This is a genomic window from Microbulbifer mixtoriginis (SeqCode) (assembly GCF_052466765.1).
In genome coordinates this window covers 1959664-1971966 of sequence record NZ_CP174289.1, presented here as the reverse complement: position 1 = coordinate 1971966, position 12303 = coordinate 1959664, and the positions used below count along the sequence as shown (strand labels likewise).

Here is a 12303-nt window from a genome sequence, read left to right as displayed (position 1 = left end):
TCGTATTGTGGCCGCAATTCTCTCCAACTTTGCTCTGGCTGGCGAGGGTTAGAGTCCCAACTTCTTCTCAAGGTAGTGAATATTGACGCCACCCTTGGCAAAGGCCTCATCGCGTACCAGATCCTCCTGCAGGGGGATATTGGTCTTGATGCCATCAATAACCAGCTCAGATAGGGCTACGCGCATGCGTGCCAGTGCGGTTTCGCGGTCCTCGGCGTAGGTGATCAACTTGGCGATCATCGAGTCGTAGTTGGGGGGAACCGTATAACCCGAGTAGAGGTGCGAATCGACCCGCACACCCAGGCCGCCGGGCATATGAAAGTTGTTGACCTTGCCGGGACTGGGGAAGAAAGTCTGGGGATCTTCCGCATTGATACGGCACTCAAAGGCGTGCCCGCGAACGACAATATCCTCTTGCTTGAGAGAGAGCTTCTCTCCAGCACAGACACGAATCTGTTCCTTGATCAGGTCTACGCCAGTCACCATTTCAGTAACAGGGTGCTCAACCTGAATACGTGTGTTCATCTCGATAAAGTAGAAGCGTTCATTCTCGTAGAGGAACTCGAAAGTGCCGGCGCCGCGGTAGCCGATATCGATACAAGCTTGCACGCAGGATTGGTGTACCTGTTCACGCACGGCATCGGGGATTCCGGGAGCTGGAGCTTCTTCTAGTACCTTTTGGTGACGGCGCTGGAGGGAGCAGTCGCGATCCCCTAGGTGAATGGCATTACCCTGTCCGTCGGACATTACCTGGACTTCGACGTGGCGTGGGTTCTGCAGAAATTTCTCGAGGTATACGGTGCCATCACCGAAGGCAGCTTGAGCCTCAGACTTGGTAACAGCGATAGCGTTGATCAGGTCTTCGGCGCGCTCCACGACACGCATACCGCGACCACCGCCACCGGCGGCGGCCTTGATAATGACTGGATAGCCGACTTTTTCGCCTATTTCTAGGCAGCGCTCGCTATTTTCGGGTAGGGGACCATCGGAGCCGGGTACGGTGGGGACGCCTGCCTTTTTCATGGCGGCGATGGCGGATACCTTGTCACCCATCAGGCGAATGACATCCGGGTCTGGGCCGATAAAAGTGAAGCCGCTTTTTTGTACTTGCTCGGCGAAGTCCGCGTTTTCTGCGAGGAAGCCGTAGCCTGGGTGCACGGCTACTGCATCGGTGATCTCCATAGCGGAAATCAGGGCAGGAATATTCAGGTAGCTCTGCGGCGAGGGGTTGGGACCAATACAGACAGATTCATCGGCCAGGCGTACATGCTTGAGATTGCGGTCCACCAAAGAGTGAACCGCAACTGTGGCGATGCCCATTTCTTTGCAGGCGCGCAAAATCCGCAGGGCGATTTCACCGCGGTTGGCGATCAGGATTTTGTCGAACATAGTGACTTACCCCACTCAGACGATGGTCACGAGCGGCTGATCGAACTCTACCGGCTGGCCATCTTCGAGCAGAACGGAATCGATGGTACCGGCCTTGTCGGCTTCGATCTGGTTCATCATTTTCATGGCTTCAACGATGCACACTACGTCGCCGACCTTAACCTGCTGACCAACTTTGACGAAGGGCTCGGCGCCGGGGCTGGGAGCTGCGTAAAAAGTGCCCACCATCGGGGATTTCACCGCATGGCCGCTGATCGTTGGTTTGGATTCTTTTTCTACCGCCGCCGGGGCTGGTGCAGCTTGGGCAGGTGCAACAGGAGCCGGTGCCGGTGCCATTGGAGCCGTGTAAATTGGAGCAACCGGTTGATTTGCACCGCTGACCCCGCGGCTGATACGCACCGATTCCTCGCCCTCTTTAATTTCCAGCTCGCCGATATCCGATTCTTCGAGCAGCTCAATTAGTTTTTTAATTTTGCGGATATCCATAGTTCTTTCACTCGCAGGTTTGATTCATTGATTTTGAGACGCCATACCCAGTTGGTGTATGGCCGCCTGAAGTGCCAGGGTGTAGCTGTGTGGCCCGAAGCCATACACCACACCACGGGCTAAATCGGATAGATAGGAATGGTGCCTAAATGCCTCGCGGGCATGAGGATTGGAAAGGTGTAACTCGATAAACGGTATGGCAACGCCCGCTAAAGCATCTCGTAAAGCCACGCTGGTGTGTGTGTAGGCGGCGGGATTGATTACGATGAAATCCACGCTGGTATTGGCGGCTAAGTGGATGCGTTCCACCAAGGCAGACTCGCTATTGCTCTGGAGGGTTTCCAGCTGGTGGCCTGCAGCATCACATTGGCGCTCGGCGGCCTGATTGATTTCCGCAAGGGTGGCGGCGCCGTAGATATGCGGCTCGCGACTGCCGAGCAGGTTGAGGTTGGGGCCGTGCAGGAGAAGAATTTTAGCCATAGTATGCCCTGGGGAAAGTTGCCGAAAAACCCAAAAAAATGGTCTAAAGTTGGCTATCTTGCGGGCAAACTCGAATTTTTGGCCTATTTGCCCGAGTGCTTTAGGCGAGTGTGCCGCAAAAGTGACTCCCTGTCCATGCCTGCTGGGCAGTTTATCGAAGTTAGCGGCAGTTCGGCGATATTTGCCTAAAAATTAGCGCAAAATATCCGCAATGTGGCCTTTTTACCCTTGGGATTGGCTACAAAGGCGGCAGTTTCCTTTAAGGGGCAGAGGATCTACTGAGTTCGCTCCCGGCAGCGGCTTCCAGCTCCATCAATAGCTCCTCGCGGGAGAGGATTTGCGGCAGGATTTTGGCCTCGCCACCACTGGCGGGGTAAAGCAAGTAAAGCGGCACGCTGGTACGGCCGTATTTCGCCAGGAGCTCGCTGATATGTGGGTCCTGATTGGTCCAGTCCCCTTTAAGAGCTACTACCCCTAGTCTCTCAATGGCGTCGCTCACAGCATCACTCGACAGCACCACTTTCTCATTGGCCAAGCAAGTAATACACCAGGCTGCGGTCATATTGGTTAGCACTGGGCGCCCCTCCCTTCGCGCTGTCTCGAGCCGTTCGGCGGAGTAGGGCTGCCAGTAGTCACTGGTCTGTTGAAGTGCTTGGGGGGCAGTACTGAGGCGTGGCAGTAGCATTAGCGCAAAGCTCAGGGCCACAACCGCCAGCGAGCCCCGCAGCCAGTGCCACTGAGGGCTGGGCCAAAGCCATAGCGCAAAGGCGATTGCCACAGCGCCGCTGAGAACCAGAGCGATACCATCGCCACCAGTCTGACGTCCCAATACCCACAGCAGCCACACTGCGGTCAAGTACATGGGGAAGGCCAGTAGTTGCTTCAAGCGGTCCATCCAGGGGCCGGGGCGTGGCAGCTTGTCCACTAGAGCGGGAATATAGGTGAGCAGCAGGAAGGGGGTGGCCATACCGGCGCCAAGGGCGGCAAAAACACTGAGCGCCACGGCTGGAGATTGTGTGACTGCAAAGCCCAGCGCCGAGCCCATCAGGGGCGCGGTGCACGGGCTGGCCACGAGTGTGGCCAGGGCGCCGGAGGTAAAGGAGCCGCGCAAACCCTGACTGTTACTTAAATTGTTACCAACGCCCATCAGGCTGCTGCCGATCTCTGTGACACCGGACAAGCTGAGTCCCATGATAAAGAACAGATAGGCCAATGCGGCGACCAACCAGGGAGACTGTAGCTGGAACCCCCAACCTATCGCCTCACCGCCGGCGCGCAATGCCAGCATGGTGGCGGCAATGGCGACAAAGCTGAGTACAACGCCGGTGGAGTAGGCCCAGCCGTGATGGTGACGTTGATTAGCATTCTGTGCTGTCTGGCTAACTGCCAGCAGCTTAATTGAAAGCACTGGAAAAACACAGGGCATTAGATTGAGTAGCAGGCCGCCGGCAAAGGCGAAAAGCAGTGCAAAGGGGAGCGTGATGGCGCTAGCGTTACTCCCCTGAGGTGAGGAGCTGCCACCTGTACTTTGGGGAGAAGAATTTTGCGGGCCTCCCTCAATAGGCTGGATGCTTCCCGAGCCAATATCCACGCGATAGTGGCGTACCTCTGGCGGGTAGCAGAGCCCCGCATCGGCGCAGCCCTGATAGTGCAGTTCTAATTGTAAGTTATTGGCGCTGTCGTTGAGGGGAATGGGGAATTCCAGCTGGCCGCGATAGACCTCGGTTTCCTTCTCGAAATACTCATCCCAGATAACTTCACCGCTGGGGAGATTCAGTGGAACTGCGGTCTTTTGTCCGTTTTCTACAAGGTAAAGGGCAAGTTTGTCGCGATAGAGATAGTATTCTGGAGCTATTTCAAACAGCGCACTGAGCTGGTTGCCACTCAGCAGCAGGTCCTGCCGGTAGGCTTCGTCCACTGGCAGGAAGGTATTTTGCTGCTGGCCGATAGAAGACGCAAAAGGGTTACTTTCCGCCTGCGCAAAAGCGTTGGTTGTGGATAGGCATAGCAATATTGCCAGCAGTGCGAGGAAATTATTTCTGAAACTTTTGGTCATCACAGCCATAGATGAAAAAATTCATTATAGTCGGGCGCATGGTTCTGACTGCTGCGCCGGACGGGGGTTCAGTCGCGTCAGCAGTATAGCGATGCTAGTGGTACAAAAAAACAACAGCGGAGAATTGCTTTGCCGTCACTTGAACGCCTTCACAGCTTTGCTATCTGCCTCTTGATGGCGGCGTTACTTGGTGCCTGTGCTTCGCAACAACCGCCTCCCCCGGCGCCCAGTCCACCTCCGCAGAAAGCCAAACCATCCGTTAATAAGGTGCGGCGTAACAATGTGGCTTACTTCTTAAAGCGTGCTGAACAGGCGTTACGCAAAGGCCATCTTACCAAGCCTGCCGGCGCCAGTGCCTATGACTACTACCTAAACGTGCAGAAGTTGGACCCTGGAAATCGTAAGGCTCAGACCGGAATTCAAACAATTGTGGTCACCTACGTTGAGCGTGCCCGGGAAGCGCTGCGCAGGCGTGCTTTTACCGAAGTGGGCGGCCTACTACAGCGCGCAGAAATGCTGGCTCCGGGGAATCCTTTGGTGGCTGAGGTGCGTACACAGCTAGTCCATGAGCGCGGCCGCGCACAGCTGGATCTACCACAGGGAGAGGCTATTGGCCTGCCTGCGGCTGGGCTGCGGGCGAGATCGGAAAATTTGGTCACACAGCTGCGCCAAGTGGCCCAGCGTATTCGCAGAGAACAACTACGCGTCATAATTGTCACCGGCAATGACGCGGAAGGTCGCTGGGTTTACCAGCAGCTGCGTGAAGCGGTGCCCGGTTATCGGGTGCGGGGGGATATAAAGATTGGCAGCCCCGCGCGTTTACTTCTTATTAAACCCAGTGGAGGGGTCCAGTGAAAAAGCCAAATGTATTTGTGTGGATTCTGCTTTCCAGCAGCCTTTTGTACACCTTGGGGGCTTTGGCCCTCACCCAGTCCCTTATGATTGAGGGCTATGCCAGAGAGACTCCGCCGGGAGCACCTATGAGCGCGGCGTACCTCTCCCTGCACAACACCGGCAAACAACCGCTGCAGTTGACGGCGGTGGAGTTGCCCGGAGGGGAGGACGGGGCTGTCAATTTGCATACCACTGAGCGTGAGCGGGGCGTCAACCGTATGCGTCCACTGGAGAAACTGTCGATTGCTGCTGGAGAGAAACTACAGATGATGCCAGGTGGTATCCACTTGATGATTCACGGGGTGCGCCTTCAGGCTGGAGATACACTGCCACTACGTCTGCTTTTTGACGACGGAAGCAGTTTGGAGGTCGTGGTTCCGATCATGGGGCGAGACGGACTTGAAAAAGAGCACCACCATCATCATGGCGGTGCTGGATAAAAAAATCCTGTTGAAGTAAAGGTAAGAAAAATGAAGAAGTTATTGTTATTGGTGGGGGCTCTGGTCGTGGCTGGGTGTGCTCACAGCCCATTGCAAATCCAATTGTATCCGCAGGTTCAGGTGGCTCCCGAATCCATTGGTTCGGGCTATAGCCTCAATGTTCGCGGTGTTAATGAACTATCCGGTGGGGGGCTCGGTTCTCTTGGCGGGGTCTATGCAGACACATCTCAGGTGAGTATTGCCAACGATGCAGGTAGTGCTATCGCCGCAGGGTTGAGCCAGGGTTTTGCCAATTGGTCATTCCGTATCACCGACTCGGCACCTGAGGTGCAGGTGACGGCGAAGTTGGTGAAGCTGACGTATAACAGCCCCAGTCAGGTTTACACCACCCAGGTTGATACCTCTGCTGAGATTCACTTGGAGGTTAAAGTGGGCCATGCCACCTATTTTGGAACTTACAGTTCCTCTGGCAAAGACCGCAATCTGATTAAGCCCAGCCGCGAAGAGGTGGAAAGCCGGGTAAATGGCCTGCTGAGTGCGACTATGCAGCGGGTATTCGAAGATGAGAAACTGAAAAAATTCTTGCGCGCAAATCTTTGAATGTGCAATTTAGGGATCTACTGAAGTGAGCCGGCTGGAGGCTGGATAATTGAATACAATCGGCGATTTTGGGCGATGATAAGGCTATTTTTAGCCATTTCTTGCGGTGAGATGCCTACAAGGGCTGCGCCAGCCACCCTTTTCCAGGGATATTTCTATTTCCACTGGGAGTGTGGCTGTGGCCTTATTTGACACTCAATCCGCCGAATACCTCGGTTTGTTGGGGGAGCTGGAGGCTCAACTCAAACCCTGTGAGCAGATCAGCCTACAGGCCGCTGAGGCGGCGCTGGGGGAGATTGCCGATGGAGTGATCGTCACCGATCCCCGCGGTATTGTGCAATATGCCAATCCGTTGGTCAGTGAGATGAGTGGTGACCTGGTTGGACTCCTGCCTGGTCAGCCTGTCAATGAGGGCCTGCGGCTTCGCGATAGTCAGGGCACCCTATTGCCTGCGCTGATACCAGATTCCCCTTCTCACGAAGTACCCAGCGTGCGGGAGGTCCGCGCCTTTATTTGGCGACTCGGGGAAAACCGTCCACCGCTGGAAGTCTCTGTGCAGGTGATGGCTTTGTGGGATGCCGGCACATTAAAAAATTATGTGTTGGTTTTACGGGATACCTCTGCTGCCCGACGAGTGTCTACTCGCCTAAGCTGGCAGACCAGCCACGATGCGTTAACCCGCTTACCCAATCGACAGTATTTCGAGAGCGAGTTGCAAAAGCTCCTATCGCAGTGCGTCGATAAGCGTCAGCATCATGTACTCCTTTACTTGGATGTCTATCAATTCAAAGTAATCAACGACACGCTGGGCTTTGTCGCCGGTGACCAGTTGTTGGTGCAACTGGTTGCATTGCTACAGAAGGGTTTATCTGGGGCCGATTTGTTCGCGCGTGTGGGCAGTGATGAGTTCGCTATTTTGCTACGGGATTGTACGCTCGAAGAGGGCGGGCGGGTGGTTGCGCGTCTGCGCGAATCTGTTCAGGAATTCAGCTTCCACTGGCAGGGTAATGATAGCCGTGTAGCGATATCAATTGGGGTGGTGGGTGTGGACCGATTCACCCCCAGTGCCAGCCAACTGTTGGCAACCGCCAATGATGCCTGCTGCTCAGCCAGGGATCAGGGGCGCAACCGGATAAAGTTGTTTGGAGATTCGCGTAAGGCGTTGGAAAAGCGTCGTGAGTCCACCTGGGTTGCAGAAATTCACGCTGCCCTGCGAGAGGATCGCTTGATCCTCTATCGGCAGCCGGTGGTCTCCCTGAAAGGGGAGCGCCAGATTCATCACTATGAAATTCTGGTACGCATGCGCGGGCGGGATGGAGGGGTGATCTCGCCGGGCTTGTTCCTACCCGCGGCGGAGCGCTATGGCCTAATTGAGGAGGTAGATCGTTGGGTTATTCAGCGCGTGTTCCGTTATATGGCCCAGGAGCAACTGATCGGTATTGCTACGGCCAGCTATGCCATCAATATTTCCGGTATCAGCCTGGGCGATGATACGTTTGCAGACTTTGTACTCGCATCAATGAGTGAGGAGGGGGTAACGCCTTCAAGGGTACAGTTTGAGATTACCGAGACCAGTGCCATCAACAACCTTGAAAGGGCTCTGATTTTTATCCACAAGCTGCGCGCTGCGGGTTGTAGTTTTGCCCTGGACGACTTTGGCCGCGGAGTTTCTTCGCTGGCTTACCTGCGCCAGTTACCGGTGGACTTCCTCAAAATCGACGGGAGCTTTGTACGCAATATGCTTGAGGATGAGATCGACAGCGCGATGGTCAGTACCATTGATCACCTGGCAAAGCGTATGGGGATCAGCACTATCGCCGAGTATGTCGAGAGCCCCGAACTGATGGATAAACTCTGTCGTATGGGGGTGGATTACGCCCAGGGCTTCGGTATTGCTGCCGCTTCGGGATTGCCCGATATTGGTGAGCCCTAAGGGTTTATAGCTGAGCGGCCGGTAAAGGCCGCTCCCAATCTCTACCGCTGACTTCAGATAACCGCTGCCAATAATTCTGGATGTTGCTCTGCTTGTAGTCGTGGACCGTATTGGCTGACCACCTGGGCGGCGGCGCGGCAGGCGAGTTCGCCGGCCTCGGCAAAGCCCATCTCCCGGTTGAGTGCATACAGAAATGCGCCTGCGAACATATCGCCGGCACCGTTGGTGTCTATTGCGCGCACCTGCGGACTGGCAACTCGGTATTGCTTGGTGCCATCCCACAGTAGCGCACCATCGGCGCCCAGAGTGATGGCAAAGCTGCGGCAGTAATCGCTCATTGCTTCTGCCGCGGCATCCAGTGAGTCGGTGCCGGTGAAGCCCAGGGCCTCATCGCGATTGCAGAACAGCATATCTACGCCGCCGCCAATCATTTCTCGCAAGCCCTCGCCAAAGAATTGCACCATTGCCGGGTCTGAAAGGCTCAGCGCGGTTTTCACACCTGCTTGCTGGGCCTGTTCACGCAGAGTGATAGCGGCGCGGCGCCCAGTTTCGGAGGAGACCAGATAACCTTCGATATAGGCCCACTTGGAGGCTTTCAGGGCTTCGCTATCTAGTTCGGCTACTGAGAGTTGCTCGCTGATACCCAGGTATGTATTCATACTGCGCTCGGCATCAGGGGTAATCATTACCAGGCACTTACCGGTAGTGCCGCCATCTGCTTGCTGCAAAGTGGTTGGATAGTCAACGCCAGCGGCGCTGAGGTTGCTGCGATAGAAATCTCCGTTATCGTCGGCGGCAACTTTGCAGGAATAGAAAGTGTTCAGGCCAAAATAGCTGGCGGCGATTACTGTATTGGCACCAGAACCACCACAGGCGCGTTTGGCGGTGATCATGTGGTCTCGAAGGTCGTCTACCAGCTGTTTCTGGCGGGCATCGTCGACTAGGGTCATAATCCCCTTTTCAACACCGAGCTCCGCAAGATCCTTGTCGGATACCTCAATTTCCGTGTCCAAGAGGGCGGCGCCGATGCCGTAGAGATCATATTGCTGCATATCCATCCTTTTCGGGCGATTTGTATAGATTTCCGCCGCATTATGGCTGTGATTATGGCAAGTGCAAGGTGGTTGGTTTGACTTAAAGCGGTCAGCGTTTATAAAGGCGTCATAAGCCTCAATATGAACTTATAGGAGGCAATTGCGGTCAATCCTCGAACAGGTACTTTGTGTGCTTGTGGTATGACTTCCGGGATACTCAGCCCGGATTCTGGCGGTTCACGGATGTTCCCCAAGGCGCCGGTTCAGGCGTCTACGGCAAGATACCAGCGGAGCTGCCACCTACTGGTGTCCTGCCTGTGATAGTGATGAGACTCCTGAAGATCCCCACTGTCTAGAGATGTACCGAGATGGCAGCTGGAAAACTCTTATATGGCCTCGACGAAACGCCGGCGCAGTAAAGCGTCAAAACCGAAAAGACGCTACCGCTGGTTAAAGTTCTTATTCCTGCTGGCCCTGGTGGGGGCAATGGCCCTTGCCGGCTATATGGCATACCTCGACGTACAGCTGCGGGAGCGTCTCGATAGCCGCCAGTACCAGTTGCCGGCGCGGGTTTTTGCGCGCCCTCTGGTACTGCGGGAAGGCATGGCAATGCACCCGGATGAGCTGGAAAGCGAGTTTGCCGCCCTCAACTACCGCAAACAAAAGACTCTGACGGAACCTGGCGCCTGGACACACGAGGGGATGAATTACCGGGTCTGGCGCCGGGACTTTATTCATGCCGATGGCCGTGAGCCGGCGGCTATGGTTACTTTCCGCCTGCGTAACGATGAAATTGACAACCTGCGCGATGAAGATGGGCAGCGCATCGCCGAGTTCCGCCTGGATGCCGCTAATATCGGTTCATTGCTGGGGGGCGGAGACGATCGCAACCCGGTGCGTTTCAAGGATATCCCGCCGTTGGTGGCGAATACCCTGATAGCGGTGGAAGACCAAGACTTCCTCAACCACTTCGGCATCTCTCCGCGAGGTATTGCCCGCGCAATGGTGGCGAATATCAAGGCAGGGCGCCTGGTGCAGGGCGGCTCAACCATTACTCAGCAGCTGGTTAAGAATATCTTTTTCGACCATAAGCCGAGCCTGCAGCGCAAGATCAATGAAGCCTTGATGGCGGTATTGATGGAGATTCACTACGACAAGGGTTATATCCTGCAGGAGTACATCAATGAGGTGTGGTTGGGCCAGCAGGGAGCCAGAGGTATTTATGGCTTTGGCCTGGCATCGGAGTTCTATTTCCAACAGCCGCTGGATACTCTAGAGCCCCATCAGGTCGCCCTGCTAGTGGGGCTGGCCAAGGGTGCCTCCTACTACAACCCTTGGCGCCATCCCCAGCGCGCATTGAAGCGTCGCAACACCGTTCTGGAACTGATGCGCGAGCAGGGCCTGATTACCCAGGCAGAGTTCGAGCACTACTCCGCCAAACCACTGGGTGTGGTGAAAGGCGGTGTAACCGCACAGAATCCCTACCCGGCCTTTACCGAGCGCCTGCTCTCAGAGCTGCGTCCTTATTACTCCTACGAGGAGCTGCGCACCACCGGTTTGCGGGTTTATACAACCCTTGCGCCGTCGGTGCAGAAACTCGCGGAAGAGTCCATCAGTCAAGGCGTACAGAAATTGGAGAAAGATCGCAAAATTAAGGCGAATACTCTTCAGGCTGCCACGGTATTGCTAGATAACAACACGGGTAATGTGTTGGCCATGGTGGGAGACCGCGATCCGGATTATCCCGGCTTCAATCGAGCCCTGGAGGCGCGCCGCCAGGTGGGTTCTCTGATCAAACCGGCAGTCTTCTTAACTGCCTTGGAGCGTCCCGAAGAGTACAACCTGGCAACCTTGATCGACGATGCGCCAGTGCGAATTGAGGAAGCCGATGACGATGTATGGATGCCGCAGAACTTCGATAAGCTCGCCCACGGTCAGGTACCTCTATATGTCGCCTTGGCCAAGTCTTACAATCTGGCTACTGCCCATCTGGGGCTCGATCTGGGACTGCAGAATGTGCGTCAGACAATTCGACGCCTGGGTGTAGATACCAGTCTGCCGCATGTGCCTGCAATGCTGTTAGGCGCAGTGGAGATGACGCCATTTGAGGTAGCTGGCATGTATCAGACCATCGCCAATAATGGCGAGACGGTGCAACCGCGCACCTTGATGGCTGTATCCGATGCACAGGGAGGGCGGGTACAGCACTTCCGCCCGCGCACTAATCGCGGTGTTGATCCGGTGCCCGCCTACTTGTTGCGCTGGGGGCTGGAGCAGGCGATGCGCGAAGGCACCGGGCGCAGGTCGGCCAAGCGTCTGCCCAGTAGTGTGCCCTTTGCCGGTAAGACGGGTACTACCAACAATAACCGCGACAGCTGGTTTGCAGGGTTTTCCCCTGAGGTTACCGCCGTGGTGTGGCTCGGGCGCGATGACAACGTACGCACCCGCCTAACCGGTTCTACCGGAGCTCTGCCGATCTGGACTGAAATCATGCGCAAGTTGCCCCATCAGCACGGTCCTGTTGAGGCACCGCGGGGTGTTGAGTTCAAAGAGGTGAATGCGCGCGGGCAGTTTATGGACCCGGATTACTGTCGGGGCGGCTATGAGATTCCCTTCTCCTACGAAACTCACTTGCAGCCTGCGCCTGAGTGTCGCGGGCGCGACCGCTGGCGCTGGTTCCGCAACCTGTTTGGCAATGAGCGCTCCGAGGCGGCTCCAAGGGAACAGATGACACCGGGTTGGGGCAGTGATACAGAGCGGCGCCAATATGAAAGTGAGCGCCGCCATCAAATGCGAGAGCAGTTGCGCCGTGATGATGCGGAGACATTGGGTGGGGATTCCAGTCTGGAGCCTTTGGAGCTCCCTCGCGGACAGTCCACAGAGGTGGACTACCGAGGTGTCCCCGTTGAGGAGGCCCAGCCGGTGGGCCCCGCGCTGGAAGACCAATGGCCCTGAACCGGTGGCGCGGCGCAGGCCGCGCAAAATTTACAA

General features: G+C 55.9%; 10 protein-coding genes. 5 read left to right on the top strand and 5 right to left on the bottom strand.

Translation table 11 applies throughout. From position 1 onward, the window contains the following. Positions 1-48 precede the first annotated feature (48 nt). From accC to ACJJIV_RS08750, 4 genes are all read right to left on the bottom strand, one after another. The gene (gene accC, locus ACJJIV_RS08765; protein ID WP_252084374.1) at positions 49-1389 is read right to left on the bottom strand and encodes an acetyl-CoA carboxylase biotin carboxylase subunit; all 1341 of its coding nucleotides are present in this window, start codon (positions 1387-1389) and stop codon (positions 49-51) included. A 15-nt stretch (positions 1390-1404) separates the two neighbouring features. After that, a complete protein-coding gene (gene accB / locus ACJJIV_RS08760; protein ID WP_252084375.1) occupies positions 1405-1875 on the bottom strand; it encodes an acetyl-CoA carboxylase biotin carboxyl carrier protein in 471 nt (156 codons plus the stop codon). Between the two features lie 24 nt (positions 1876-1899). Beyond that, the gene (aroQ, locus tag ACJJIV_RS08755) at positions 1900-2355 is read right to left on the bottom strand and encodes a type II 3-dehydroquinate dehydratase (RefSeq protein ID WP_252084376.1); all 456 of its coding nucleotides are present in this window, start codon (positions 2353-2355) and stop codon (positions 1900-1902) included. Between the two features lie 259 nt (positions 2356-2614). Further along, complete coding sequence (locus ACJJIV_RS08750) at positions 2615-4420, bottom strand: protein-disulfide reductase DsbD family protein (RefSeq protein WP_444891435.1); 1806 nt, start codon at positions 4418-4420, stop codon at positions 2615-2617. A gap of 120 nt (positions 4421-4540) precedes the next feature. On the opposite strand from ACJJIV_RS08750, the gene ACJJIV_RS08745 reads away from it, so the two are divergent. The 4 genes from ACJJIV_RS08745 to ACJJIV_RS08730 all read left to right on the top strand — a co-directional run bounded on the left by ACJJIV_RS08745 (position 4541) and on the right by ACJJIV_RS08730 (position 8278). Further along, positions 4541-5266, top strand: a complete 726-nt coding sequence (locus ACJJIV_RS08745; RefSeq protein ID WP_252084378.1) for an N-acetylglucosaminyltransferase — start codon at positions 4541-4543, stop codon at positions 5264-5266. Next, on the top strand, positions 5263-5745 hold the full coding sequence (locus tag ACJJIV_RS08740; RefSeq protein ID WP_252084379.1) for a copper chaperone PCu(A)C: 483 nt from the start codon (positions 5263-5265) through the stop codon (positions 5743-5745). Before ACJJIV_RS08745 ends, ACJJIV_RS08740 begins: the two co-directional genes overlap by 4 nt. A gap of 30 nt (positions 5746-5775) precedes the next feature. Then, entirely contained in the window at positions 5776-6345 is a 570-nt protein-coding gene (locus tag ACJJIV_RS08735) for a YajG family lipoprotein (RefSeq protein ID WP_252084380.1), read from the top strand. A 178-nt stretch (positions 6346-6523) separates the two neighbouring features. Continuing rightward, the gene (locus ACJJIV_RS08730; protein WP_252084381.1) at positions 6524-8278 is read left to right on the top strand and encodes an EAL domain-containing protein; all 1755 of its coding nucleotides are present in this window, start codon (positions 6524-6526) and stop codon (positions 8276-8278) included. Positions 8279-8331: 53 nt separating this feature from the next. Here ACJJIV_RS08730 and ACJJIV_RS08725 read toward each other — a convergent pair whose 3' ends face one another. After that, a complete protein-coding gene (locus tag ACJJIV_RS08725) occupies positions 8332-9330 on the bottom strand; it encodes an adenosine kinase (RefSeq protein ID WP_252084382.1) in 999 nt (332 codons plus the stop codon). Between the two features lie 372 nt (positions 9331-9702). Here ACJJIV_RS08725 and mrcB point away from each other — a divergent pair, with 372 nt between their 5' ends. Next, the gene (gene mrcB / locus ACJJIV_RS08720; protein ID WP_444891434.1) at positions 9703-12267 is read left to right on the top strand and encodes a penicillin-binding protein 1B; all 2565 of its coding nucleotides are present in this window, start codon (positions 9703-9705) and stop codon (positions 12265-12267) included. Positions 12268-12303 lie beyond the last annotated feature (36 nt).

What these genes read in the sequence shown, in the direction of transcription:
- accB (WP_252084375.1), bottom strand. Translation starts at nt 1,875, where the DNA reads ATGGATATCCGCAAAATTAAAAAACTAATTGAGCTGCTCGAAGAATCG.
- ACJJIV_RS08750 (WP_444891435.1), bottom strand. Translation starts at nt 4,420, where the DNA reads ATGGCTGTGATGACCAAAAGTTTCAGAAATAATTTCCTCGCACTGCTG.
- accC (WP_252084374.1), bottom strand. Translation starts at nt 1,389, where the DNA reads ATGTTCGACAAAATCCTGATCGCCAACCGCGGTGAAATCGCCCTGCGG.
- mrcB (WP_444891434.1), top strand. Translation starts at nt 9,703, where the DNA reads ATGGCCTCGACGAAACGCCGGCGCAGTAAAGCGTCAAAACCGAAAAGA.
- aroQ (WP_252084376.1), bottom strand. Translation starts at nt 2,355, where the DNA reads ATGGCTAAAATTCTTCTCCTGCACGGCCCCAACCTCAACCTGCTCGGC.
- ACJJIV_RS08725 (WP_252084382.1), bottom strand. Translation starts at nt 9,330, where the DNA reads ATGCAGCAATATGATCTCTACGGCATCGGCGCCGCCCTCTTGGACACG.
- ACJJIV_RS08735 (WP_252084380.1), top strand. Translation starts at nt 5,776, where the DNA reads ATGAAGAAGTTATTGTTATTGGTGGGGGCTCTGGTCGTGGCTGGGTGT.